The sequence below is a fragment of the Paenibacillus tyrphae genome, from assembly GCF_027925525.1.
Taxonomy (GTDB): Bacteria; Bacillota; Bacilli; order Paenibacillales; family NBRC-103111; genus Paenibacillus_G; species Paenibacillus_G tyrfis_B.
Map to the genome: position 1 here is coordinate 39150 of NZ_BSDJ01000033.1, position 25159 is coordinate 64308.

General features: G+C 55.2%; 27 protein-coding genes. 12 read left to right on the forward strand and 15 right to left on the reverse strand.

From position 1 onward, the window contains the following. The first annotated feature begins 65 nt into the window (after positions 1-65). The 3 genes from QMG93_RS28560 (at position 66) to QMG93_RS28570 (ending at position 2895) form a co-directional block, all read left to right on the forward strand. Positions 66-962, forward strand: coding sequence for an AraC family transcriptional regulator (locus QMG93_RS28560; RefSeq protein WP_281942641.1), 897 nt, complete (start codon positions 66-68; stop codon positions 960-962). A 264-nt stretch (positions 963-1226) separates the two neighbouring features. Further along, positions 1227-2078, forward strand: coding sequence for a 23S ribosomal RNA methyltransferase Erm (erm, locus tag QMG93_RS28565; protein ID WP_281942643.1), 852 nt, complete (start codon positions 1227-1229; stop codon positions 2076-2078). Positions 2079-2214: 136 nt separating this feature from the next. Then, a complete protein-coding gene (locus tag QMG93_RS28570) occupies positions 2215-2895 on the forward strand; it encodes a DUF2238 domain-containing protein (RefSeq protein WP_281942645.1) in 681 nt (226 codons plus the stop codon). Positions 2896-2960: 65 nt separating this feature from the next. Here QMG93_RS28570 and QMG93_RS28575 read toward each other — a convergent pair whose 3' ends face one another. Together QMG93_RS28575 and QMG93_RS28580 are read right to left on the reverse strand one after the other, a co-directional pair. Beyond that, on the reverse strand, positions 2961-3815 hold the full coding sequence (locus tag QMG93_RS28575) for a helix-turn-helix domain-containing protein (protein WP_281942647.1): 855 nt from the start codon (positions 3813-3815) through the stop codon (positions 2961-2963). Positions 3816-3852: 37 nt separating this feature from the next. Beyond that, positions 3853-4389, reverse strand: coding sequence for a PadR family transcriptional regulator (locus QMG93_RS28580; protein ID WP_010494864.1), 537 nt, complete (start codon positions 4387-4389; stop codon positions 3853-3855). 481 nt (positions 4390-4870) lie between these two features. Here QMG93_RS28580 and QMG93_RS28585 point away from each other — a divergent pair, with 481 nt between their 5' ends. Next, positions 4871-6067: an alpha/beta hydrolase family protein gene (locus tag QMG93_RS28585; protein WP_281942648.1), complete on the forward strand. Its 1197-nt coding sequence runs from the start codon at positions 4871-4873 to the stop codon at positions 6065-6067. A gap of 345 nt (positions 6068-6412) precedes the next feature. Here QMG93_RS28585 and QMG93_RS28590 read toward each other — a convergent pair whose 3' ends face one another. The 4 genes from QMG93_RS28590 to QMG93_RS28605 all read right to left on the reverse strand — a co-directional run bounded on the left by QMG93_RS28590 (position 6413) and on the right by QMG93_RS28605 (position 11876). Beyond that, complete coding sequence (locus tag QMG93_RS28590) at positions 6413-8167, reverse strand: endo-1,4-beta-xylanase (protein WP_281942649.1); 1755 nt, start codon at positions 8165-8167, stop codon at positions 6413-6415. Positions 8168-8327: 160 nt separating this feature from the next. Beyond that, positions 8328-9737, reverse strand: a complete 1410-nt coding sequence (locus QMG93_RS28595; RefSeq protein ID WP_281942651.1) for an ABC transporter substrate-binding protein — start codon at positions 9735-9737, stop codon at positions 8328-8330. A 10-nt stretch (positions 9738-9747) separates the two neighbouring features. Further along, positions 9748-11334 (reverse strand): ABC transporter substrate-binding protein, encoded by a 1587-nt coding sequence (locus QMG93_RS28600; protein WP_281942653.1) that lies wholly within the window; start codon positions 11332-11334, stop codon positions 9748-9750. Next, positions 11331-11876 (reverse strand): RNA polymerase sigma factor, encoded by a 546-nt coding sequence (locus QMG93_RS28605; RefSeq protein ID WP_108535031.1) that lies wholly within the window; start codon positions 11874-11876, stop codon positions 11331-11333. Before QMG93_RS28605 ends, QMG93_RS28600 begins: the two co-directional genes overlap by 4 nt. Positions 11877-12085: 209 nt before the next feature. Here QMG93_RS28605 and QMG93_RS28610 point away from each other — a divergent pair, with 209 nt between their 5' ends. The 5 genes from QMG93_RS28610 (at position 12086) to QMG93_RS28630 (ending at position 16817) form a co-directional block, all read left to right on the forward strand. Further along, on the forward strand, positions 12086-13537 hold the full coding sequence (locus QMG93_RS28610; RefSeq protein WP_108535032.1) for an ABC transporter substrate-binding protein: 1452 nt from the start codon (positions 12086-12088) through the stop codon (positions 13535-13537). 20 nt (positions 13538-13557) lie between these two features. Next, positions 13558-14463: a phosphatase PAP2 family protein gene (locus QMG93_RS28615; RefSeq protein ID WP_281942657.1), complete on the forward strand. Its 906-nt coding sequence runs from the start codon at positions 13558-13560 to the stop codon at positions 14461-14463. Beyond that, on the forward strand, positions 14460-15944 hold the full coding sequence (locus tag QMG93_RS28620) for a glycoside hydrolase family 26 protein (protein WP_281942659.1): 1485 nt from the start codon (positions 14460-14462) through the stop codon (positions 15942-15944). Before QMG93_RS28615 ends, QMG93_RS28620 begins: the two co-directional genes overlap by 4 nt. Before the next feature lie 115 nt (positions 15945-16059). Next, entirely contained in the window at positions 16060-16317 is a 258-nt protein-coding gene (locus QMG93_RS28625) for a GlsB/YeaQ/YmgE family stress response membrane protein (RefSeq protein WP_281942661.1), read from the forward strand. 59 nt (positions 16318-16376) lie between these two features. Beyond that, the gene (locus QMG93_RS28630) at positions 16377-16817 is read left to right on the forward strand and encodes a YtxH domain-containing protein (protein ID WP_281942663.1); all 441 of its coding nucleotides are present in this window, start codon (positions 16377-16379) and stop codon (positions 16815-16817) included. Between the two features lie 100 nt (positions 16818-16917). On the opposite strand, the gene QMG93_RS28635 is transcribed toward QMG93_RS28630, so the two are convergent. Both QMG93_RS28635 and QMG93_RS28640 read right to left on the reverse strand, forming a co-directional pair. Beyond that, complete coding sequence (locus QMG93_RS28635) at positions 16918-17448, reverse strand: cysteine hydrolase family protein (RefSeq protein ID WP_281942665.1); 531 nt, start codon at positions 17446-17448, stop codon at positions 16918-16920. Between the two features lies 1 nt (position 17449). Continuing rightward, positions 17450-18064 carry a helix-turn-helix domain-containing protein gene (locus QMG93_RS28640; RefSeq protein ID WP_281942667.1) on the reverse strand — a complete coding sequence of 205 codons (615 nt, stop codon included), beginning with the start codon at positions 18062-18064 and terminating at the stop codon, positions 17450-17452. 198 nt (positions 18065-18262) lie between these two features. Between QMG93_RS28640 and QMG93_RS28645 the strand changes: the two genes are divergently transcribed. Further along, complete coding sequence (locus QMG93_RS28645) at positions 18263-18946, forward strand: CPBP family intramembrane glutamic endopeptidase (RefSeq protein WP_281942669.1); 684 nt, start codon at positions 18263-18265, stop codon at positions 18944-18946. A 30-nt stretch (positions 18947-18976) separates the two neighbouring features. On the opposite strand, the gene QMG93_RS28650 is transcribed toward QMG93_RS28645, so the two are convergent. Then, positions 18977-19294: a hypothetical protein gene (locus QMG93_RS28650; RefSeq protein ID WP_253414169.1), complete on the reverse strand. Its 318-nt coding sequence runs from the start codon at positions 19292-19294 to the stop codon at positions 18977-18979. Positions 19295-19521: 227 nt separating this feature from the next. Here QMG93_RS28650 and QMG93_RS28655 point away from each other — a divergent pair, with 227 nt between their 5' ends. Further along, on the forward strand, positions 19522-20130 hold the full coding sequence (locus tag QMG93_RS28655; RefSeq protein ID WP_281942673.1) for a pyridoxamine 5'-phosphate oxidase family protein: 609 nt from the start codon (positions 19522-19524) through the stop codon (positions 20128-20130). 15 nt (positions 20131-20145) lie between these two features. Here the strand turns inward: QMG93_RS28655 and QMG93_RS28660 are convergent, their stop codons facing one another. From QMG93_RS28660 to QMG93_RS28675, 4 genes are all read right to left on the reverse strand, one after another. Next, positions 20146-20934 (reverse strand): sigma-70 family RNA polymerase sigma factor, encoded by a 789-nt coding sequence (locus QMG93_RS28660; protein ID WP_281942675.1) that lies wholly within the window; start codon positions 20932-20934, stop codon positions 20146-20148. Next, positions 20931-21380 (reverse strand): anti-sigma B factor RsbW, encoded by a 450-nt coding sequence (gene rsbW, locus QMG93_RS28665; RefSeq protein WP_281942677.1) that lies wholly within the window; start codon positions 21378-21380, stop codon positions 20931-20933. Before rsbW ends, QMG93_RS28660 begins: the two co-directional genes overlap by 4 nt. A 27-nt stretch (positions 21381-21407) precedes the next feature. Then, the gene (locus tag QMG93_RS28670; protein WP_281942730.1) at positions 21408-21761 is read right to left on the reverse strand and encodes an STAS domain-containing protein; all 354 of its coding nucleotides are present in this window, start codon (positions 21759-21761) and stop codon (positions 21408-21410) included. A 145-nt stretch (positions 21762-21906) separates the two neighbouring features. Next, positions 21907-22386: a DUF948 domain-containing protein gene (locus tag QMG93_RS28675; protein ID WP_281942680.1), complete on the reverse strand. Its 480-nt coding sequence runs from the start codon at positions 22384-22386 to the stop codon at positions 21907-21909. Between the two features lie 158 nt (positions 22387-22544). On the opposite strand from QMG93_RS28675, the gene QMG93_RS28680 reads away from it, so the two are divergent. Next, positions 22545-23045: a Dps family protein gene (locus QMG93_RS28680; RefSeq protein ID WP_281942682.1), complete on the forward strand. Its 501-nt coding sequence runs from the start codon at positions 22545-22547 to the stop codon at positions 23043-23045. A 38-nt stretch (positions 23046-23083) separates the two neighbouring features. Here QMG93_RS28680 and QMG93_RS28685 read toward each other — a convergent pair whose 3' ends face one another. Continuing rightward, on the reverse strand, positions 23084-23767 hold the full coding sequence (locus tag QMG93_RS28685; protein WP_281942684.1) for a class I SAM-dependent methyltransferase: 684 nt from the start codon (positions 23765-23767) through the stop codon (positions 23084-23086). A gap of 57 nt (positions 23768-23824) precedes the next feature. Further along, positions 23825-25147 (reverse strand): purine/pyrimidine permease, encoded by a 1323-nt coding sequence (locus QMG93_RS28690; protein ID WP_281942686.1) that lies wholly within the window; start codon positions 25145-25147, stop codon positions 23825-23827. Positions 25148-25159: the final 12 nt, after the last annotated feature.

The window sequence follows — 25159 nt, forward strand, 5'->3', positions numbered from 1 at the left end:
AAACGCCCGCATAGTTTGGCGCTCTTATGATAAAATGTTGCTATATTACGGTGGAGGTCCCCGGCATGAAACAGATGAACTACTTGAACCTGAATCGTCATCCCGTGCAGCTATCGTTTTACAAAGACCGGACGAACGAGTTCGTCGAAATCTACCACGCGCATCAGGGAATGGAGCTTTTATATGTTCATGAAGGGCAAGGAACGGCCGTTGTAGAACAACAAATCTTCCAGATGTCGCCCGGCACCGTCTTTTGCTTCAAGCCGTTTCAGCTGCATCGCATCCGGATCGGCGAGCTACCCAAGCAGCCGTATGTGCGCTCCTTGTTCGTCTTCGAACCCTCCGTGCTCGACGAGACGCTCGCTCCGTTTCCCGGACTTCGGGCTTTTTTCCAATCGCTGTGGAAAGACCCGCTGGCCCCCCAGGTGTACCGGACGACGGACCCCGCCGCCATGGACGCGCTGCTCCGTTCCCATCTTCCCCGCCTTGCGCCCAAGGAAGACGCCGAGCTGCTGCTGGAAGAGCAGTTGCTGTTCCTGACAGCATTCGTGCATCACTTGAAATCAGCAGCAGAACCGGCCGGCTCGCCGCTGACGGAGCGACCCGCACTGCCTAAAGCATCGGCTACCGCCGAGAAAATTATGGCTTGGATCGAAAAGCATTACATGGAGCCCTTCGAGCTGGAACGGCTCGCGCAGGAGATTCATTTGTCCCCGAATCACGTATCCGCCGTCTTCCGGCAATCGGTAGGCAGCAGCATCACCGAATATTTGACGGCGCGCCGCATCCGGCAAGCGTGTTGGCTGCTGCGTACCACCGACAAACCGGTGCAGGACATCGGCCGTGCGGTCGGGCTTGGCAACTTCTCGTATTTTTGCCAGCTGTTTAAAAAGCAGGTCGGCCTCACGCCGAACCGGTTCAAACGGGAACCGTACGAAGCGGACAGCAAGCGTAAACCTTGATCTTGGGATGGAACGTGCCATGCCTTAGGGATGGCGTCCCTTTTCCTGCCATGCTATACTTTAAAAAGGCTCACGAGCCTTTTGACTTTAATGAATTACGAGGTATTTTTTCATGTGCATCCAAATGTGCGTTCAATTCATGCGTTTACGGTAATGTGAGGTACAGAACACATAATCCCGGCTAAAAAAAGTTATTAGCCCGGGTTTATTTGTGCTGTACCTTTTTCATTCCCACAAAACGAATGAATGAGGTGCATATTTGTCATGCCAAAAAACAAACGTCAGTCCCGTCAAGCGGGGCGTTTTACCCCTTCCAACTTTTCAGGCCAACACCTGATCCGCGATAAATCGCTTGTCCGCCGCATGATCGAGCTTGCCCGACTCTCGCCTCAGCCGCTTGTGCTGGACATCGGGGCGGGAGCCGGAGCGTTGACGATTCCGCTCGCCCAAGAAGGCTGGCAGGTGCTTGCCATCGAAAACGACCCCCGTTTCGCCGAGAAGCTCCGCGGCAAGATCGGAGAAGCGGAAGGCATCCGGCTCATTGAGGCCGACTTCCTGGAGATGCCGCTCCCCCGCAAGCCTTTTGGCGTCGTAGCCAACATCCCTTTTGCCATCACGACGGCGGTACTCGGCAGGCTGATGGATCATCCCGCCGTCCCGTTCCGGCATGGCGTGCTGATTGTCGAGCTTGGGGCGGCCCGCCGGTTTACGGCTGATCCAGTCACGCAGGCGCGCATCCTGGTATGGCGCATGCAGTTCGATCTGAAGCTCGCCGAGCCGGTATCGCCCGACCGCTTCTCGCCCCCGCCCCGGGTACAATGTGCGATCCTGACCATACGCCGCAAAAAGGAGCCGCTCGTGCGTCCGAGCGACCACGCCCGCTTCATGGGGCTCGTCACGCATGCGCTCCGGGTGCCCGGCGCCCCGCTGCACGCCGCGCTCGGGCCATGGTTCACCCCGGCTCAGCTCAAGCATCTCGTCAAGCTGCTGCTGGTGGACCGGAGCGTGCCGGTCGGCAGCTTGAACGAGCGGCAGTGGGCCGCCGTCTTCGAGACGATGATCCGCTATGTCGAGCCTTACCGCTGGCCCAAGGCAGGCGGCTTGTCCAAGCGATGAGCATCGGCCCTTCCGGAATTGCCGAATAAGTGAGCCCACCAAGGTATGACATTGACAATTTTGCCAATACTACGAACATTGTCCAAACCGGCTGGAAACAGCCGGTCATCTTGAATCACCGAAGGGAGAAGCTACGATGGCTCGACAAACCGCATTTCGTGGCGGAACGGGGACCCATTGGCTGATGGACCCGGATATACCTTTTTCCCGTAACATCATCCTGCAGCTGCTGCTCGCGGTTTTTGTTGTCTATTGGATCGTCATGGCGATCTCGCCGACCGACCGGACCCAATGGCTGATGGAAAACGTGCTTGTTGTCGCGGCTTTTTTCACCCTGCTGTTTACGTACAAAGCATTCCGCTTCTCGAATCTATCTTATTTGCTGATCTTTCTATTCCTCTGCGTACATGTCTTCGCGGCTCATTATACGTACCAGAATACGCCGGTCGACCAATGGCTGAAAGCTTCGTTTCATCTCCAAAGAAGCTACTTCGACCGGGTCGTTCACTTTTTGTTCGGCCTGTGGCTTACCTACTGCCTTCGGGAGCTGCTCATCCGGGCCGCAGACTTGCGCAATTTCTGGTCTTACGGAATTCCAGTCATGACGATGCTCGGGTTCAGCGCGTTATTCGAAATTGTGGAGATGGGGGCCGCTTCCACGGCCGGACAAGCCGGAGTCGACTATCTCGGATTGCAGGGCGATGTATTCGATACCCAGAAAGATATGTTAATGGGATTCATCGGCGCCTTGATATCGATGGGTTCGCTCACCATCATCCTGAGAAAAACGAAGCACACGGCGCCCTCCCATTCCTGATTCGGCGTTCTGCAGCGGGTCCGGCTTCTTCGGCTTCCGCCCCGCTTGCAGGGATGCCCCGACGTCTACTCCTCTGCCGCCGGACCGCGCCTTGCGAATTGCTTGCGGTATTCGCTCGGGGACAGACCTGTCTGCTTCTTGAAGACGCGGGAGAAATAGTACAGCTCAAGTCCGATCTTCTCGGCTATATCCGTCACGGTCCATTCGGTTGCGGACAGCAGCTCCTTCGCTTTATCCATCCGCTTGCGGTTAATGTAGGCGATCGGGGAAAGCCCCAGCATCGTTTTGAAATATTGCATGAAGTAATTGGGGTGAAAATGCACGAGCCGCGCCAGCTCTTCAACCGTGATCCGTTCCTGCAGGTGCTCGTCTACGTAATGGAGCACCGTGTTGATTTTTCCCGTTTCGGACATCGGCGCAAGCCGCAGCCCCCGCTCCCGCTCCAGCACTTCTTCCATATACCCGGATACGATCTCCAGCAGCACCGATTTGATGCGCAGCGGAGCCGTCAGCGACGGATTGTTGTACAGTCCGATCAAATCCTCGAACTGCTTCTCAAGCCCCGCTTCGTCCCGGACATCAATGCAGTGGGGCAGCTCCAGCATTTGAAACAGGTTCACGTCTCCCACCGTTGCCGTAAAATGGCACCAATATTTCCCGAAGCCATTGTCGCCGAGCCGGCCGAACGACAGCCGCATCCCTGCCGGCAGCAGCAGCAATTGCCCCGGCTTCGGGTGGTAGAGGCGATCGCGCAGCCGAATCCATCCTTCCCCTTCGCGTATAAAATAAAGCCGGTTCACATCCGGAAGCTCGTTGATGCTCCGCCAATTCGGCCCCACTTTGGAATAATAGGCCGTCGTCACCGTCATTTGCGTATTGTCCAAATAGCTGCGCATTCGTTGAAGCTGATTAGAGTCCATCGCAGAACCGCTCCCCGCGCCGGAATGCTGCTTGGCGCTACATTTTTTTGATTAATCGATCGCACCAGTCCATATAGAGGCGCTCATATCGAATGCCGAATTCGACGACGGAGATGGTGGCGGCAATCGGGTCCCTGCTGTCAGACGTGGTAAGCATGGTCTCCAGTTCGGCGACCTTTTTTTCATACGCCGCCAGTCTTTCTTCATGCTGCCTCTTGGTTTCCTCGAGTCGTCCGATCATCCGCTCAGGATCGACAAGCCAAATATTGTAGGCCTTCAACAAAAAATCGTCGCGGATTCTCTCCAGCTCCCCCGATTCGAGCGTCCACTGGATAAGGGCGTCCCGTCCGGCTTCCGTGATTTCGTACAATTTACGGGCGGGGCGGTTGGCCTGCTGCTCGATGCCTTGCAGCTTGACCAGGCCTTCTCCTTCCATTTTGGACAATTCGGGATACACCTGATTGCTGCCCACTTTCCAGAAGGGACCGAACCGGTCGTTCATTTGCTGCTTGATATCGTAACCGCTTAAAGGCTCACGCGCCAATAAGGAAAGCAAAGCATAACGAATGGACATGAAGACAACTCCTCTGCATTTGGCCTTGATTTCTCCATATTACCACAATGCGGAATAGGTTAAAAATAACCTATTGGAGTTGGTTGAGAAATTGGTCAACTGAAGTAATAGAGGTGTACGAGGGGCGGGGTATCCACTTCCGACCGCTGCTCCACCCCACAAAGTGAAGTTGAATCAGGGAAGCTTAGTCCGAGTACTTTGCGGGGACCCCGGGGCCTCGGGAAATTTGATTGGAAGCCGCTTAGTAGCGGACATTTCCCGAAGACAAAGGCGGCCGCTATCGCTTCTCCAGTGGATACCCCACCTCCGTTTGCATCTCTATTTTTGTTAAAGTCCACTTTTTCAACAAGCTCGAATAGGTTAAAAATAACCTATTTTTTTTATTTACAAAGAAAAGCTATTGGGTTATATTTGACCTAAGTTAATTTTGACTTATAAAATGACCAACCTTAATCAAAAAGTGACAAAGGAGAAATTTGTGATGAAACTTATTTTTCAAGATCCTACCTTTTCCTTCGAGCTGCTGCGTACGTTGAGCTATGCCCCTTATGGCGGCGCGGATATCGGCGAATGTCTGGTGACCGGCTACCGGATCAAGGAGGGCGATTTTGAAAGCTGGTATGCGGAATGGTACAAAACGGCGGAGCGCGTTCATGCCCAAGCTGTCGACAGCTTGGCGCGGGGCAAGCGGATCAGCGCGCGGGAGTCGTTCTTGCGGGCGTCCAATTATTACCGTACCGCGGAGTTTTTCCTGCATGGCAACCCGGATGACCCGCGCATGCTCGAAACGTGGGAAAAAAGCCGGAGCACGTTCCGCCAAGCGATCCCACTGATGGATTGGCCGGTGGAGCAGGTGGAGATTCCTTATGAAGGGACAAGCTTGTCGGGATATTTTTACCGTGTGGATGACGCGCCCCGCCCGACCTTAATTATTCACGGCGGCTACGATTCCACAGGAGAGGAGCTTTATTTCGGCGGAGCGGTGGCGGCGCTTCAGCGGGGCTACAACTGCCTGACGTTCGAAGGGCCGGGACAAGGCGCCACAATTCGGCTGCAGCGCATTCCGTTCCGCCACGATTGGGAGAACGTGCTCACGCCGGTCGTCGATTATTTGCATACCCGGCCCGAAGTGGATAAGCAGCGGATCGCTCTGATGGGCATCAGTCTTGGAGGATTACTGGCGCCGCGGGCTGCAGCCTATGAGCACCGCCTTGCCGCTTGTATTGCGAACGACGGCTTGTTCACCTTCCAAATCGGCGAAATGGCCCCCAGGGGAGCAAACTTGGACTTTAATGAACCGGCCACGCTGGAGAGCTTTATCCAGGAGCTGATGGCCAACAACACCGGCATCCGCTGGGCTGTCGATAACGGCCGGTTTACGTTCCAAGCGAAAACGTTTCTGGAGCTGATTAAGAAAACGCAGCCGTTCACGCTAAAGGGTGTTGCCGATAAAATTAAATGTCCCGTGCTCGTCTGCGAAGCCGAGGCCGACCATTTCTTCGCCGGCCAGCCGATGAAGCTTTACGAGGCGCTTACCTGCCCCAAAACGTTCATGATCTTCACAGCGGAAGACGGCGGCGAAGAGCACTGCCAATTCGGGGCGCTGCTCCTGTTTAATCAACGCGTCTTCGAGTGGCTGGATGATGTGATGGACGGTCTCAGTAGCCCGAAGCAATGAGTCGGGAAGCCGGCCTCGCGTCTGCCCGCAAAAAAAATCGCTCCGGAAACATTCCGGAGCGTTCAGAGTGTTGAGAAAGTGGTCTTCACTAATACGGTGAAACATACGGAGGTGGGGTATGCACTGGAGGAGCGATAGCGTTCGCCTTTGTCCGCGGGAAATATCCGCTGCGAAGCGGCTTCAAATCAAAATTTCCTGCGGACCCGGGGTCCCCGCAAAGTACTCGGACTGAACTTCTCTGATTTAACTTCACTTTGTGGGGTGGAGCAGCGACCGGAAGTGGATACCCCACCCCTTCGTATTACCTGTACTGCTCTCCGACCACTTTCTCAACAAGCCCGCGCTTTAAGAGCTTTGCAGCGCTTCACTTATTTTGTGGTACGGGAGCTTCGGCGCATAATGCTCGTCGTAGATGAGCCCGTTGCCGAATACGTCATATTCGTCCGCAGGTTGAAGCGACGAATAGCGGTCGGTAAATCCCCACATGGCGTAGGACGTAAACCGGTTATTCGCTTGGGTCAGCGCCAGGATCGATTTGAAATATTCCGCCTGCTTGCTGCGCAGCGTGTCCGTGACCTTGCCGTGCATATTTACGTCCAGCTCCGATACCCGCACCTCCAGGCCAAGATCGGTAAACCGTTTGGCCGTGCGCTTGAACTCGCTAGCCGATACGGGATCGTACGTCCCGTCGCTGTCTTTGCCGATATCTTCGTGAACCTGGAAGCCGATGCCGTGCAATGGCACCCCGCGCGACTGGAGCCGCTGGACGAGCTTATACAGCGCGTCCGCTTTGTCGTCCTCCGCCTCGCAGCCGTATTCATTGATGTACAGCTTGGCATCCGGGTCGGCTTCGTGAGCGGCGCGCAGCGCGATGTCCAGAAACTTTTCACCCATCGCCTTGAACCAGATCGAATCCCGCAAGCCGAGATTGACGTTAAACTTCTCGTCCTTGAGCGGTTCGTTGATGACGTCCCACTCCTTGATTCTGCCCTTGTACCGTCCGACCACCGTTTTCACGTGCTCCTCCATGATGGCCTGCAGCTCGGCGGCGCTGTAGTTGCCTTGCGCTAGCCAACGGGGATTCGCCTCGCTCCAGACCAACGCATGACCATGTACGGCCATGTCGTTGCGTTCCGCGAATTCCACCAAGCTGTCCCCTTCCGCGAAAGCGTAAACGTTCCGCTGCGGATGAATGAACTGAAACTTCATGTCATTTTCCGGAGTCAGGATACTGAACTCCCGTCCCAGAATGTTGCGGTAAGCGGAATCCGTCATGGTCGGGATGACGGCCGCAGCCGTGCCGATGTTCAGGTGCGGCGCATTCGTCCGCGCCAGTGCCCGCAGCGAGTCCGCACTCTGCGGCACGGCAGCGATGCCCAGATCGCTTACCGTTACCGCCGAGTCACTGCCTTCCGCTTGAGCCGTCAGCGACTTGAGCGTAAACGAGCTGCCGACGTCCGCATCGGCGCCGAAATACACTTTGCCATCCGCGAACACTCCGGGGTCCGCCATTTCCCCAACTTTGACCTGATTTACGTAAAATGCGAGTTTGCCGCTCTTGACCAGAAGCCGAACATCAATCGTTCCGGCCGATGTATAATTGAAAGTCGCTTTCTTACGATCGGCGGAAGAGCCGTTATAGACGGCGGCCGACAGCTTGCCGTTCTTCAACATAACCGATACCGCCTTGCCTTCCTGCCGCCATTCGTCCTGAATGACCGGAAGTGCGCCGTACAGTTGAAGTCCGGCGCTTTTGCCGGGGGAAGAGGCCATTTGAAAGCTTACCGAAAAATCTCCGGATATGTTCAAAACCGGTCCGCGCAAATTGATCGGCGGATTGCTGACCGTCGGCTGCGACAAATCGTTGCCCCAAGGGATGATGGCCCGCCCTATACCGGTAACGGTCACTTCATCGCCGGCCGCAGTTGCTCCTGAAAACCGAGTCCAATCGTGCCCCCGGATCAAATCGACTGTCGCAGGAGCCAACGGCACTTCGGCTGCTTCGGCCGAAGCGGCCCCCGGCATTACGGAAACAAGCTGGAGCTGCAGCAGCAGCAAAGATACTGCGCCGAGCTTGAAGCTTCGTTTGCTTCTCGTCATCGTCAATAAACCCCTTCCCCTATTGTGAATTGGTCGTAATAACCCAATTATAAGGTGAGGTTCTAGGTTTTCCCATGTCTTTTTTTTACGATGAATCTGCACAAAACAAAGCCCAGCGCACAAGTCGCTGGGCTTTGCTACTGACGGGCGGCAGGCACCGCTATTTCACTGCTCCCCCCTCCGTTCCCGATTCCGGAGGCTCCGCCAGCCATGCTTCATCCAGCACCTGCTGGCCTTCCTTTTGAAGCTGCTGCAGCGCCTGCCGCACCGTCGATTTTCCGGTCATAATCCATTCAAGCTGCTCGTCCGCCTTCTTATCGAATTCCCAGTAAAAACGCCCGGGGGTATTCGGCTTCATTTCTATTCCCGATCCAAGCGTATCGTCATACTTCACTTGGTAAAACGGCTCCATGCTGCGGCCGTCTACCGTATTGACGAAGCCCAAGCGGGTCAGCATCAGCGGCGAAATGGATGTCTTCGTTTCGATTTTGGCCGCTTCCGCACTGTTGAAATAGCGGACGATCTTCCAAACCTTGTCCGCCTGCCCGGACCCTGCGCCGATCGCAAAAATCGGATGCAGGTAAACGTCCTGCTGCCACGAGCTGCTGCCGTCCAGCGAAGGCGGCTGCACGATCTGCCAATCGATCTTGGAGCCGCTCTCCTGCAACCGCCTGATCTGCGACGGTCCGCTTATGGTCATCGCCGCCCGTCCCTGACTGAACAAATCGGTACTATCGACAGCCTCCTTATCCCGGCCGCCTTGGTTGTCTTTCCCGCCAATCATGGGCATATCGCCGTTCTTCCAGGCTTCCGTCATCTGTGAGAATACCTTCTGCCAAGCCTCCGTATCGATCATGACAGTTCGTCCCTCATCATCCGTCTCACGGAGTCCCTCATTCCGTCCCACCGACCGGATCATCCCAAACCTTGAGTTCATAAACGGTTGATGAAGCCCGTAAATCGGGTCCTTCCCGTTCTTCGCACCGCGGAATCTGCCTGCCAGCTCGAACAGTTCGTCCCAAGTCATGCCATCTTTCGGGTAAGGAGCCTTGTACTCGTCGAACAGCCCTTTATTGTAGTACAGCACCGAGGTCGAAAATCGAGGGGCAAGCCCGTACAGCTTGCCCCCGCCCTTGGTCCGCAAATAATCGATGACGGCCGGATGCATGTTTTCGATATCGAATTTGTCCCGCTTGATCAACGAATCCAACTCGTACAGCTCGCCCGCCGCCGCGAGCTGCTGATATTCCCCGGACCTCGTAATAATGAGATCCGGTTTTTGCTCGTCCAGCAGCTTGTCCATTTCTTTCTGCGGATTCTTGCCGCGGGCCATCGTATCATCAGTTGCGACGACTTCCACTTCAAGCTCAGGGAATTTGGCCGTAAAATAATCGCCGTACTCACTGTCAAACGCTTCCTGGTTGAAATAAGCCACCTTGAGCTTCGTCCGTTCCGGCGGGGCCGCAGCCGGCGCATCGTTGCAGCCGGCCGCGCTCCAAGCCAGCGTGCCCGCCAGCAGGGGGAGCAGCAGCTTGTTCCTCCGAGTTCTTGTCGTTCCGCTCCGATTCATGGCTCTCCCCCTATGGTGTCCTGCCGTCCACCGCCGTCTTGGCTTGGACCGGCTTCTTCTGCGCTGCGTTTTTCGCCTGAATCAGCGCCTGCTGTCCGTTGTCTTGAAGCTCCCGTGCTGCCTGGGAGACCGTCTTCTTGCCTTTCAACACGTCCTTGGAGAGCTGCGTCGCAAGCTCCTCGAAGGCTGAATAAAACTCTGCCGGCACGCCCGGAGTCACTTGCGACTCCGCCGGCGGACGAAGGCTTGTGAACGCTTCGACAAGCTTTTCTTGCCCCTTGACCGCAGAAAGACTTGATAAACGCGAAGGCGAAGAACCGCTGCCGATATTCTGTGTAAACATTTTGCGGGCCATTTCCTCGCTGTTGATGAACTTGACAAGCTCCCATGCCTCCCTCCGATTCTCGGAGGCCGCATTCACCGCATAGATCGTGCGGACCGAGAAGGAAGACGATTCGTTCGGCCGGGACGGGTCCGTCGGCTCGGTCACGACATCCCATGGAACAGAGGACATCTTGTATCTGGACGAAGCCTCGTTCAAATCCTTAACGAAGCCGTAACTTTGCAGCGTCATCGCCGCTTGCCCGGTCATGAACGGATTGGCCCTGTACATATCTTCTCTTGTAGACAACTTTTCCAGCGGCGGTTGCTCATAAATATATCCGCCACGGACCGCATCCAGCACGGCCGTCCAAGCCTTCTGCCATTCCGGCGTATTGACGGTGACCTGCTTGCCTGAAGAATCGAGGATGCCCAGTCCCTTGGCCTGGCCCGCCTGTTGTACCAATTCGAATGGACCGGAATAAGCGCGTGTGACCAAACCGTAGACCCGGTCCTTTGCATTCGGGGCCGCCGGAAACCGGGAAGCGAGCTGCAGCAGCTCCTCCCAGCTCATGCCGTTCTTCGGGTAGCTGATCCCGTATTTGTCAAACAGCTCCTTGTTGTAGAAGAGCGCGCGCTGGTCATATTCCGGCGCGAGCCCGTACAGCTTGCCTCCGCCCTCGGTACGAAGCCTGTCGACGACGCCGGCATGTATATTTTGCAGATCGAAGCCCTCCTGCCGGATCACGTCGTCCAACGCGTACAGCTTGCCCTCCTTGGCCAGCTGCGCGTATTCGGACAGCGACAGCGCCAGCACGTCGGGTTTGTCTTTTTCCAGTTGCTCCTCAAGATTGGTCCTGATTCCGGCAGAGGTTTCGTTTCCGATTCCCTTCTCTACCTTGACGGCGACATTCGGGTAACGGATCGTAAACGCTTTACCATATTGCATCATGAACGTTGTTTCATGAACAAACGAAACTTTCAGCGTCTTCTCCTTATTCGGGTCCATTGCCTCCAAGGCCGCCTTCTCCAGCGGCTTGGACAGCTTGGATAGTCCCTCGACCAGCCGGTCCGCCTGGGTCCATCCGACCGCCAGCACAAGCACGCACGCCACCGCGGGACTCCAGCGGAGCCAGCGTTTGCTTCCGACGGGCGGCTGCTTCGTCTCCACCCGCTCCTTCACCTTATGCATGAGTTCCTTGGAAAAGCCGCCCTGTCTGAGCTGCAGCCGGGTCAGATGCTTCTCCCAATGTTCGGGTTCGAGCCGTTTCGTCATGCCTTTCTTCCCTCCTCGCCGAGCTGCTGCGATACTTTGGCGCGCGCCCGGGAAAGTCTAGATTTAACCGTGCCTTCGGACACGTTCAGCAGCTTCGCGATTTCCGCGTATGACAGCTGATGGTGCGCATGCAGCAGCAGCACCTCGCGCAGCTTGTGGGGCAAGCCGAGCACCGTGTTCCACACTTCCTCCTCGGCAAGCAGGCCGATCACTTGCGATTCCGCCGACGGCTCCTGGCCTTCCTGACGCAGAATGCCGAAAGGAATGACGCGGCGTATCCACGCCGACCGCCAATGATCGCGCACCAGATTGCGGGTAATGGCGAGCAGCCATGTCTTGAGGCTGGCCTCGCCGCGAAACGTATATAACCGCTCGTACACCCGTACGAACACGTCCTGCGTCACATCGTCCGCCAACGTCCGGTTCTTCGACAGGAAAAAGGCATAGTTCCATACGTCTTCGCCGTACGTCAGCATGATGTCCGAAAGAGCGGCGTTTTTATCCAAGCCGCCGGACATCGATTTTAAGTATTCAAAGGCCACCCGGGTTCACCTCACATTGAATTGGACGAAGCAACGGAAGAAAGGTTCCCTTCTAAAAGAAAAATTTTAAGCTCGCCGCCTCTTTAAAAAAATATTCACGTCCAACGGAACGAATCCGCGAATCCCCCGTCTACTGCTTGACAACAAAAAAACAGAAGGTGGGACGAAAACGCATCGTCACTACACTTCGGAAATGGGTGGGATCGCAAATGAAACGATGGTCTAAATGGGTACCGGCGGGGCTGGCTTTGTCCCTGGCCGCCACAATGACAGGATGCAGCTCGGACAAGCTCGCCGGAGGCGAAGGAGTCAAGCCTTCCGTAACGTTAAAGGAACTGGGTAAGGACGAGAAAGCGAGCATCAAGGTGCTTTTTTTCGACAAAAATTATTTTTCTCAGCTGTATGGCACCTTGTTCTCCTCCAAATTCCCGAACATCGACGTACAAGTGGTTTCCATGCAAAACATTTTCGATCCGGGAAAAGACACCAAGAAGGAATTCCAAAAATTGGTTGATGAAGAAAAACCCGACGTGCTTTTACTTCCGACGCCCGAATTGTTCGAGCAATGGGCTTCCGACGGCAAGCTGCTTCAGCTTGACGATGTCATTCGTCAGGACAAGTTCGATGTCGAGAGCATGATGCCTACCGTCATCGAACAAATCAAGTCCATGGGCGACGGCAAGCTGTACGGGCTGGCCCCCTCCTTCTTTAGCAAAGCGCTGTTTTATAACCGGGATCTGTTCGAGAAACACGGCGTGCCGCTACCGAAAAACCAGATGACGTGGGAAGATGTGCTCGATGTTGCCAAACGTTTTCCGACCAACGGACAGGGAGAGCAGCGCATCTACGGGATGGCCTCGTACTACCAGTTTAACGACGGCAAGCCGGTCGGATACGAATACATGAGGGGGATCGGGTCCACCCTGGGCTTGTCCGTCCTTGACCGGGAAAAAGGAACGGTGACCCTCCAATCCGACGGCTGGAAAAAGGCGCTGACCCTGGCCGTAGATGCCGTGAAATCAGGAGCAATCTATAATGCCAAAGACAGCAAGCCAATCGAACCGGGAATGACGATGGAAGACATCTTCAAGCAAGATTTGTTCGCCACCGGTAAAGCCGCCATGGCCATCGAGGGATCGTACTATATTGAGACGCTTCTGCGGGCCAAGGATTCGCTCAAGGACGTCAAGCCGGTCAACTGGGATATCGTGACCGTTCCGGTCGATCCGAGAAACCCGGAGGCTTCGGATTCGGTGTCCATTTCGAAGTTTTTTGCCGTCCATGTCGATTCGCCCAACCAGCGGGCAGCCTGGGAATTGGTCAAATATATCAACAGTGAGGAAGTAGCGAAAGCGGTGTCCTCCTCGAGCCCGGGCGAGCTGTCCTCCAGAACGGCCTATATCAAAGAACGGGACGGCCGCAGCCTCGAACCGTTCACGATGCTGAAATTGATCCGAAACGGCTATCCGAAAGGCGCGGAGCCGGTGCCGGCGTCGTTCTACTCTGCCTTCGACCAAATGGCCCAAGCGGAGGTGCAAGCCGTCGTCGAAAGCAAAAAATCGGTCGACGAAGCCCTCAAAACGATGCAGCAAAAAGGCCAGGACATTTATAACAAAGCCAAACAGGAACAAAAAAATACGGAACAGAAAGGGCAGGGCTAACCGGGTTGGGAAATCGAACGATGTCGGAGAAGTCAAAACGATGGACAAATGGAATCGACTGGACGATGTGCGGTATTTTAGCATCGATTTACTTGGTTTGGCGCATCGGCACCGTCGGCGGCTGGACCTTGGAGTGCTGGGTTCTGCTTTTGATTTGCCTGGTTGGGGTGCGAAAGGACCAGGTTGACGTCGAATGGATGAAATTTTTGGCGGTTGGGGTTCCGCTTCTCGGGGTGTTCTATTATTTCTACGGCACCGGGAACGGTCTCTGGTGGTCTATCGCCTACCGGATGTTTCAGAATAACCTTCATATCTGGAACTGGGACAGCATGATGAATAGCATTCCGTTCAATGATGCGGCATGGGCCCGGACGATCAGCCATCCGAGGCTGGATAAAACCATGGTATGGATTTATAACTACGGGTTCGTGCTCTCGCTCTGGATCTGCATCGTGCGCAGCTATTGGACCCGCAGCGTGAAAAAAATGCTGTCCTACGCCTTGTCGGGCCATCTGCTGCAATTCCCGCTCATTTTGCCGTTCTATCATTTGATCCTGCTGCGCGAGGTGTGGTGGGTGAAAGGACAGCCCGATTTGCTCGGCCGCCAGTTCGCCACGGAGAATGATTTGCTGACGAATGTCATGAACTGCTTCCCGAGCATGCATACGTCGATTTCATTCGCGATGCTGCTGCTGGCGCTGCGCGAGCGGGACCGTATTTTCAAATACGTCATGGTGACCTATTGCTCTGCCATCATCTTCTCGACGATGTATTTGCAGATCCACTGGGTGCTGGATGTCATCGCAGGCATGCTGTTCGCCTACGGTGTCGTCAAGCTTGCGGATACCGTCATCTATTGGGGATGCAAGCTCCTTCCCGCCCGGTTTAACAAGCTTTATGCGGCAGCGGAAGGAAGAGCCGGATGAAGCTCAAAAAAACGCACGTCATTTCCGGCGTCGTATTCGCCGCTCTGCTCGGCGTCTTTATCGCGCAATCCATGGTCTCCGAGCCTATGGCGACGTATACCGATTTGCCTTATGGGTATGAGCTGAGCTATCCGAAGCAAATGAAAGTCGACCGTTCCTGGCCCGGGGTCCGAACGCGCTTGTGTGACGAAACGACCCAAATTGACGTGTATTACGATAATTTCAACGGTACCGTATCCGACGCCGCCACGTATATCGGGTACGGCAACCGGTTTATCGAGAATACGAAGGATCACCGCGTAACCATGAACGAAACCAAGACGGTGGGCGGCCTGTCCGTCCATCTGCTGAAATGGGAGCGCGATAAGCTCAAGCACGTGGAGAACGACAAGCCCTACTACGCCAGCGCGGAAATTGTCAAGAACGACAAAGAAGTCTACACCATCGCGATCAAGTCCGCCCGGCCCATCACGAATGACGAGAAGATCGTGAATTCGTTCCGGGTCATTCCGCCTCAGGGGGACAAGCCGGAGCTTGGCACGGTGACCAAGAAGGCGCCGCTCAAAACAAATCTGGAAACGGCAGAAGAGTACCGCAAGCTGTTTATGACGGACGGCCTGAAATGGGGCATTTACGAGCGGTCGGCTCCGGGTAAAATGGATCTTCTTCATGCGCTGGAGCAGAAGCTGGACTACAAGTTCGGTCTGTTGATCCTGTACAAGTCCTTATCGACGGGCTTTCCGGCGGACGATTTAAAAAACGCGTACGATGACAACCGCCTTGTCCAATTGACGCTGCAAACGATGCGGTTCGGCGAACAGAACCCCAGCGTGATGTACGACATTTTGAACGGAAAATATGACGAGTTTTTCACGAAATACGCGCAGGACATCAAGGCGTTCGGCCATCCGCTGCTGTTCCGGCTGAACAACGAGATGAACGGAGACTGGGTGCCTTATTCCGCCTATCACAACTCCAAGGACCCGGAGCTGTATACGGAGGTCTGGAAATATATTTACCGGACCTTCCAGAGCCAGGGCGTCAATAACGTCCTGTGGGTATGGAACCCGAATCACTCGTCCAAGCCCGAATTCCAGTGGAATCATCCGCTGCTATATTATCCGGGCGACGACTACGTCGACGTGGTCGGGCTGACCGCGTACAATACCGGCACCTATTACCCGGGCGAGCAGTGGAGCACGTTCGACGAGCTGTATGCGCCATTGTACGCCCGATACAGCAAATGGTTCGAACAGCCGCTCATGATCACGGAATTCGCCTCCAGTTCGGTCGGCGGAGATAAAGCGCAGTGGGTGGATCATATGTTCAAGGACATCAAAAAATATCCCAAGCTGAAAGCGGCCATCTGGTGGAGCCATACGGATTTCGATCCGGACGACCGGCCGGCCCGCAAATATAAGCTGGACGAAACGCCGGAGCTGGTCGAGCGGTTCCGTCAGCATTTGCAGGAATATAAGTAGTCCCGGAGCGGAGGCAGCAGGCAATCCCTTGCTGCCCCGTTTGTTTCATCGCTTCCGTGCAAGGGTAAAAAGAGGCAAGCCCGTCAGTCCACCTTCCAAAAGGAGCGTGAAGAAGATGATAAGCTTGCTGATTACCTTACTTATGGCGGTTGTGATCGGTGCGATCGGGTCCGCCCTTGCGCCGGGAGCGATGCCGGGAGGCATCATTGGTTCCATGATCGCCGGGTTCGTCGGCGCTTGGCTCGGCTATCTGCTGCTCGGTTCCTGGGGACCCGTCATCGGCGGCTTCGCCGTCGTACCTGCGATTATCGGCGCAGCGTTGTTCGTCTTCCTGCTCGGTCTCGTAGCCAAAGGCCTCAACCGTACAGCATAAGCTTCAAGTCGCACCGTCTCTAGCGGATTCCCAATACGAATGCAAAGGAGCGATGAAGCATGACTACGGCAAATACAGCCAATGAAAGCAAAAGCAATCTGCTGCTCGGAACGTTGATCGGAGGCGCCGCCGGGGCGCTGATCGCCCTCTTGCTGGCGCCGAAATCCGGACGCGAGCTGCGCAGCGACCTGATGGACGCCATGCAAACCTTGCAGAGCAAAGGCCAGGAGTTGATGGCCGCCTGCAAGGAGAAAGCTTCCGAAACCGTCGAAGCGGTGCGGGAGCAAGGCAGCCAATTGGCAGACAAAGCGCACGACATGACGGACCGCGTCGCGGAAGCGTCCCATCAAGTGATTGACCGTGCGGCCGACGTGACCCAAGATAAGGTGGAGAAAGCGCAATCCGCCGGCCACCGTGCCCTCGATAACGCGAAGAGCACTTCCCACAAGGCAATCGATCAGGCCGACCGCGCGGTAGGTGCAACGGCATCGAAGCAATAGCGGTATTGCCTAAATAAGCGGGCTCAAAAACTGCTGCGAACCAAACTGTCTCTTGTATGAAGAAGGGACAGTTTGTTCGTTTTTTGCGCCTGGCCGGATTTTAAAACCGGACAACGCTTGAGTGAACCATGGCGGCAAATTGAGTAAGGATACGATGATGATGGTTTATAATTTGTTCTGCCGTCAATTCATCGGAATCGTAGGTACTATGGCAATCTTTTGCCAATTCTACTTGATAGCCTCGCGAATAAGCGCTTTTCACCGTTGTATCGACGCAATACTCGGTTTGAACGCCACACATCACTAACGTGTCGATACCATGATCCCGCAGCTGCGCATGGAGCTCGGACTCCAAAAACGAGTCCGCATGATGTTTAATGATGACATGATCTTGTGCGGCGGGAGCGATCTGTGGATGTACTTGCCATAGCGGTTGATTCTCGGATCTTAAAGAACCTTCCGGCTCGGTATACATGATATAGAAAACGGGCGAATTTTCCTGCCTGGCTTTATCGATCAAGCGCTTTGTATTTTCAAGCAGTTGTTCTTCTTGATAAATCGCTTTTCCGCCGTAATCTTTCCATACAAAAGGCATAACCTGCATGTCGATAATAAGCAGTGCTTTTTTCACTTCAGGTAACCCTCCTTGTTCCCTTTTTCAATTTCTCATGTTTCCATAATCCGTGGCGGGTGCAGTACGTATACAGCGTTCCGCCGTGCATTTGGGGGAAACGTAATTCTGCGTTTTGTTCCGGGTACAATTTCATGAACAGCAGCCTGTCATAAGAGATATAAGCGACAAAGGAGATATGATGATCTCTGCTCATTTCATGTTGAATGGTAATATAGTAATCATCTTCAATCTCCTCAACGGCGATTTTGTGTTCATCGTTCTCCGCCGGCATTGGAAGCAATTCCTTCAATAGTCTGCCGCAGCATGAAATGCTTGTGGCCCCCGTACTTGTCATGACATTGCCACAGCTTGGACATGCGTAAAATTTGATTTGATTCATGTTTCCTCTGTCCTGTTCATTCGGATTTAATTCCCCCGATAAAAGCTTTTCCATATTTACTCCCAATATTTTGGATAGCTCGCCAAGCAAGGATACATCGGGACACCCTAATCCGCGTTCCCATTTTGAAATCGTCTTATCGCTGATATTCATAAGATCAGCCAAGTCCTTCTGCGTCATGTCTTTCTCTTTACGAAGACGCAAAATGAGTCCTCCCACTTTATTGCAGTCCACATTGTCCACCCCCTATAACTCTAGAATATCGGCTAATTCTGCCCTTCTCAATAAACGCTCCGTAGAGTGCGGCAGTGAAAAGCGAAATCCTACGGGACATCGTTTAGGAGTACTAGCTTAAGTTAGTACTCGTCATGACCAAGCGTTGCCGTTTATGATGAACGGAAGACAGGAACAGAAGGGTGACAAATAACAGATATGGACCGATTCAAGCTTGCCATTTTATTCCTTGGCCCGACGGTCATGATTGCGGCCGGGCTGCAGGGTCTGCACAGCGTCCCGCTTACGTTCGCTTTGTTCTACGGCTGGCTGCTGCTGGTTCCTTTAGGAAGCTACGTTCTCCACCGCCAAACAGCGGATCTCGCCGAGCCCAGGATTGAGAGCGGTCGGAAGCAGCAATGGCAAAAGACCGATATCCTCCTGGGCATCGGCTCGGGCGCGGCGTTTTTCGGGGCGATCGTTGCCGCTGCCGTCCAGTTTCATCCGTTATTTCTGGATATTCCGCGGCTAAAAGGGCTGCTGCAGGAGTGGCATTTTTCCGGGGAACATACGATATGGCTCGTGTTGGTGCTGCTGGTGTTAAACCCGCTGCTGGAGGAAACGTACTGGAGAGGATATGTGCTGCGGAAGCTGACGGACGGCAAAATACGCCCTGCTGTGGCCGTCTTTCTAACCTCCTTGTTCTACAGTCTGTACCATGTGCTGTCGATCGTGCTGATCTTCGAACGTCCTTGGAATATCGCGCTGGTGCTTCCCATCTTCGCCGCCGGTCTCTTTTGGGGCTGGATGCGTCTCCGCCATGCCTCGCTGACCGGCTCCGTTCTGAGCCACAGCTTCGCAGATGCAGGCATCATGTGCATTTATTTTCTTTATCTGAGCTAGCCTTGTGCGGACAAAGCAAAACCGGGGCCGTCAGCCCCGGTTCAGATGCTCGATCCACAAGTCTTCCGTGAGATGCTCCTTTAAACAGAAGGCAACCGGGATACGCTCCCGCTCCGGCTTCACAAAATGCCCGTTGTCCAAGTAATAGCCGTGCTCTTTGGCCGTCGACAGCATTTTGCAAAATTGCTCTGCCGCCCTGATCGCTTCCTCTTTATCTGAAAACGTTTCCAAAACGTTTCCGAATCCCAACGGATTAGCTGCAGCCTGAATGGACAAATGGTACTTTCCACCTTCCTCGCGAACCAGCACTTCGCTTCCATGACATTTGATGGTGTGTTTGACCTTCATGATCTTCACCGCCTTGATCTTGGGAATATGAAGTGTTGCTTAAGCTTTATTACCCGCAGCCCGTCCGCCTGAAACGGCCGTTCGCAAGCAGTTGCTGCCTGTCTGTCTGATACGCCTGCCAGCACAACGATAGGCAATCCCTATAAACGGAATATGCAATACGTATTTCCCAAACAAGCTCCAAGGGCGCATACTGTTACACAAAAGAAAAAAAGGAGATCTCGCCTATGGGAAAACTGTTTCCGGCCCTGCTTCCCGAGCATGAAGCATTTATTCGCAAGCAGCGCCTCTTCTTCGTCGGGTCCGCCCCGCTGCAGGCGGAAGGTCATGTGAACCTCTCGCCCAAAGGGTACGATGTATTTCGAATCGTCTCGCCGACCGAAGTAGGTTATTTGGACTTGACCGGCAGCGGGAATGAAACGAGCGCGCACTTGGAGGAAAACGGCCGGATTACGCTGATGTTCGTTGCGTTCGAAGGGCCCCCTCTCATCTTGAGGCTGTACGGAAAGGGCCGCGTCATCCTGCCCGGGACCGCCGACTGGGAGACGTGGGCGCCCCGCTTCGAGCTGCTTCCCGGAGCGCGGCAAATTATCGGCGTCGACGTTCATGCCGTGAAAACCTCCTGCGGGTTCAGCGTTCCCTTTTACTCGTACGACAGAGAACGCGATACGCTGCAGCGGTGGGCCGCGACGAAACGCGACGACGAGCTGAACGATTACTGGCGCAGCAAAAACGCCGAAAGTATGGACGGCATTCCGACGCCGCTCGGCCGGCGGATCGCCGAAAACGCTCCCTTCGAGGACGAACGGGGCGCCAACGAAAAAACTCGCCCTTAGCTGCAAAGGGCGAGTCTACGAACCTAAACCGATATCGCCGGCTCCCGGCTCGGTAAAATAATTTTTCAGCTTGTCGAGGGCCCGCTTCTGAATGCGCGACACGCTCATCTGCGAAACGCCGAGCTGATTCGCAATCGTCCGCTGCGACTGGCCCTCCACATAGGCGAGATGCAGCACCTGCTGCTCCTCCGGCTTCAGATGGACGAGCGCCTCTTGCAAGGCGAGGCGGTTCTCGACCCGCACATATGCGTCGCTCGGGCTGCCGATCACATCGCCGATCGTGGATCCGTTATCTTCCGTGGATAATGGAGTATCCAGCGAGACGTAGTGATAATAATCGCGTCCGGCGAGAATTTCGATCGTTTCCTCGACCGACAGTTCCATCTCCGCGGCGATTTCATCGATATTGGGCGAGCGCTCCAGCTTCACCGTGAGCATGTCCACAACCTGCTGAATCTGATTGCCTTTTTCCTTGATTCGCCTCGGAACCTGGACATACCAGGATTTGTCGCGCAAATAATTTTTCATATGGCCGATGACGCTTTTCATCATATAGGCTTCAAACTGCACGCCCATCGACAGATCGAACTGCTTCAGCAGCTTCAATACCGACATTTGCCCCACTTGGTACAGGTCTTCGAACAGATCGGGGCGATTGCGTGACATTTTGCCGGCCGCCATCTTGACCATAGGCTCGTACTGCTGCAGCAGAACCGTAGCCGTATCGTTGCAGCCGGTTTCTTGATACCTTACGATGAGCTCCTCGGCACTCGCATTGGCAAATCGCTCCGAATTAAGTTTCATACCATTTCCTCGCTCCTGCATACCCGCTTGGTCAGGATGACCTCCGTGCCGATGCCCGTCTTGACCTCGACATCGTCCATGAGCGCCTGCATCAAATAAATGCCGAGGCCTCCTACATGGATGTCGTTCAGCGATTTATCATGCAGCGATCCGGCCCGCCGTGCCTTCTCCGCATAATCGAAGCTTGGTCCCTGGTCCTTGACCACAATGCGGAGCCCGTCCTCGATTCGCTCGAAGCGGACCTCCATCAGGCCCGGGCTGCCCGGTTCATAAGCATGAACCACCGCATTATTGCACGCTTCGGCGACGGCCACTTTCATATCTTCGATTTCCTCGTAAGAGAAACCGAGCTTGGAACTGATGCCGTAAAGCGTCAAGCGGACCAAGTCGATAAATTCCGCTTCCGCAGGCACAGTGAGACTAACAACATGGGATTCGGGTTTCATACGGTCTCTTCTTTCCTTTCCTATCCGTTAATGGACGCGTGCTTGGGACTTCCCGGCGGCCTCGTTCGGCTGCAAAAACGGGGTGATGCCCGTCAGATCGAACAGCCGCTTGATTTTCGGCGGAATCTCCTGCACTTCGAACGGCGCTTTCAGTACATCTCGGGCTTTTAATACCGATACAATCACACCGATACCGGTGCTGTCAATATATTGCAGGCCGTTCAGGTTCAGCACGAGCTTGCGGTTCGTATCCGCGATGAACGTATCCAGCGCGCAGCGCAAATCCGCGACTTTGGACAAATCGAGCTCACCGTGCAAATAAACGGTATTGGCGTGTTCGGTTCGTTGCGTGTCGACATGAAATGATTGTTCTTTATTCATCATACCCGCGTAGTTCCTCCCCGTTCGCAGCTTGTCTGCTCCAAGAGCCGTGCTGCATTCTACGAATTTGTATGTTATTTACCCTGGGGCTGAACGTTTGAAACAGGCGGGCGGAATTTCCTGCTTGCTGTTACCCGGCTTCGGTTCAGGTCTGCTGCGGATAAGGCCGCTGCCCTGCCTGTGGCTTGCGGCTGCGGAACGCCTGCCATAGCTCGATCGCCACGGGCACCGCCTGCATGACCGTCGCGACCTTATTCTTGCCGGGCCCGCCTCCGGCTGCCGACCGTTCCTTCACTGCCTTGGTGCGAATGCTCCCCGCTACCGAAGCCGAGGCTTGCTTGATTGAGGAGGTGATTTCCTGTACCGCATCGCCGATATTTTTGACGGAGTAGACGACCGAATCGATCGAGTGCAGCTTGTTGCGGACATCGACGGTCACTTCGTTCGTATGCCGCAGCACCTCCGTCGCTTCTTTGCTGATTCCGTTCACCTGCTGCTGCAGCTCCCGGATCGTCTCGTTGATCTGCATCAGCACGGTTGACAAGGAACGCAGAGTCATGATCAAAAAGACGACCAACGCCGCGAAGGCCAACGCAATGACGGCCACACTGATTTCAATAATCATATCGTTCATCTCCTCCACCCTTTCGTGAATGCGGTTCGTGCCCGGCTTGAAATGTTTTTACCCGGCGCGGTCCTGCTTGAAACCATGTTTCATCTGCCGCTTCACCGGGGTAAGAAGGCACAGGCAGGACAATACATGACGAAGCGGAGGTAACCAACATGGCTAACGTAATGGAGAAGGAAAAGGAAACGAAAACGACCAGGAACGCGAAGGATACGAAAAAAAGCGGATTGCACGCGCTCCTGGGTAGGCAGGTCGCCAACTGGGCCGTGCTTCATATCAAAATTCACCAGCATCATTGGTATGTGAAAGGCCCGAATTTCTATGCGCTGCATGTGAAGTTCGAAGAGCTGTACGAGGAAGCGTCCCTGACGATGGACCAGCTTGCGGAGCGGCTGCTGTCGGTCGGAGGTCAGCCGGTATCGACGACGAAGGAGATTGCCGCGGCGGCCACGATCAAGGAGCACGAGCCGTTCACCTCGGCAAGCGACATGGTGCAGTGCCTGCGCGACGACTTCTCGATGGTGATCGAAGAAACGGGCGAAGCGATGGAGCTTGCGGAGCAGGAAGGCGACGAGGGCACCCACGATATGCTGCTGGAGTTGAAGACGCGCCTGGAGAAGCACGTCTGGATGCTGAACGCCTATTTGAACGAATAAAGACGACAAGGACGGAGGCGCACGACCTCCGTCCTTGCTTATTTTACAAGCCCGGCCAGCAAATGCCCTTGGTAGAGCTGGAGAAATTGGATCGCGAACCCGGTATGCAGACTCAGCGCCACCAGTTCGTCAATCGTATAGTATTTGCATTCGGCATCGACAAACGCGCCGCCTTCCTGGTAATAGGGCAAGTCGAACACGTCCGGCCAGCGATGGTTCGGCGTATAATGTCTCGACCACGGGGTCGAGATCAGCAGCAGGCCTCCGGGAGCCAGACATTGATGGATTTTGTGGAAGACCGGGACCGGATTGTAATTCATATGCTCCAGCACTTCCGTGAAAATGACGACGTCAAACGAATGCGGCCAAGGCACCGCTTCGGCTTCGATGTTCGTTTTCGACCAAGAGATCGGATACTCCGCTTCCAGCTCCTTGGACCAATAGGCGTCAGTCATATCGATGCCGAACCCTTCGTTTCCCCACAGGACGCTGTACAGAAGCAGCGTTCCATAGGCGGTGCCGATGTCCAACACCTTCTTGTTCCCGCTTCTTAATGCCGCATCCATCACGGACAATAACGGATACCAATAACCGGCTTCCGCCTCTTTGTAGGCTTCCAGATACGGGCTTCTCTCCCGCGCGGCATGGTACCGGGCCAGAATGCTCTGCACATGGCGCAGCCGCTCCTCCTGCGGCATCTCCCGAAAATCGCTTGTTGGCATGGAAAACGGCTCCTTTTGAGCTTTTTACCATATATACGTGCAAAGCGATTTTATAGACTATTGCGGTGGAAGCTGAGGGACTTGGGCTCCCGCCTTCGAGGGCTTCCATAGCTGCTCAAGCAGCGTCACCAGCATCGTTCCGAACAGCAGCGCGTTGCCGAACACGTACGCCAGCATCGGCGGCAGCCCCTGAAAAGCCTCCGCAGGCAAGAACATCAATCCGACGCTGCATACCAGCGTGATGCCGAAAATTGTCAGCCGACGCAGGTCCAGCGATTCCTTCGAGATCGACTGCATGGCGATGACGATCATTTGCACGAAGGAAGCAAGCAGCGCGGCGCTCGCTACCGGCCCGGGAAGCATAGCGACGGCCCGCACCGCGGCGGGGACGAAAGAAATCCCTGCGAACAGCAGCGCCGCGGCAAGAAACGGACGCAGCCGCGTCTGCTCCGTGATGCGGATAAAGCCCGCCGTAACCGGCAGCGGAACGACGGCAATCGTCGAGAAGAGCGCGGCGATGCCGTGGGACAAGCCTCCTGCGAAGGCGCCGCGGTTCAGCGTCCGCTTCGGGTCCCGGGCGGGCTCCGGCATCGCATCGCGAACCGCCGTTACGGCGGCGATCGTGTTGGACAGCAGGATAAACGTGAACAGCGCTGCGGTGAGCGCGATCCCCGCGTCCCACTGCGGCGTTCCCCAAGCGAAGAGCTCCGGCAGTTGAACCGGCGGAGCAGCAGCGACCGGCGATCCGGCGCTAAGGCCGAGCAGGCCGTAACCGGCCCAGCCGGAGACGATGCCGATCATCACGGCATACTGCTTCACCCAGCCCCGGCCCTTGACGGACAGCAGGACCACTAGGCCGAAGATCGCGATGGACACCAGCGCCGTTGTCGGGTCCGGGCGGACGACCGCCCCTTGCAGTCCGAGCATACCCTTCACGAAGACGCCGCTAAGCTGCAAAGCCAGAAGGAACAAGAACGTTCCCGTGACAAGCGGGGTGAACAAAAACAGCAGCTTCTGGACCCAGCCGGTCAAACCCAGAACGACCAGCAGCAGAGCGGCGATGGCAATGCCTCCCTCGAGCAGCGGCAGCATGTCCTGCGGGCTCTCGCCCTGCTTGACGGCCACGTCCGCCATGATGACGAAGACGCTGACCCATGAGCCCGCAGGGCCGTCGGCAATCGGGTACCGATGGCCGATCCAGCCCTGCAGAAACGAGCTGAGGCCGACGACCAGAAAGGTCCGCTGCATCAACGAGGAAATTTCCTCCGGGGGTAAATGAAACATACCGCCAATGACGACCGGCAAAGCAATCGAATTCGCAAGCAAAAACATAAGCCACTGCAAGGTGCTCAAGCTGCCGCCAAGGGCAAGCTTTCTCATGATGTTTCCTCC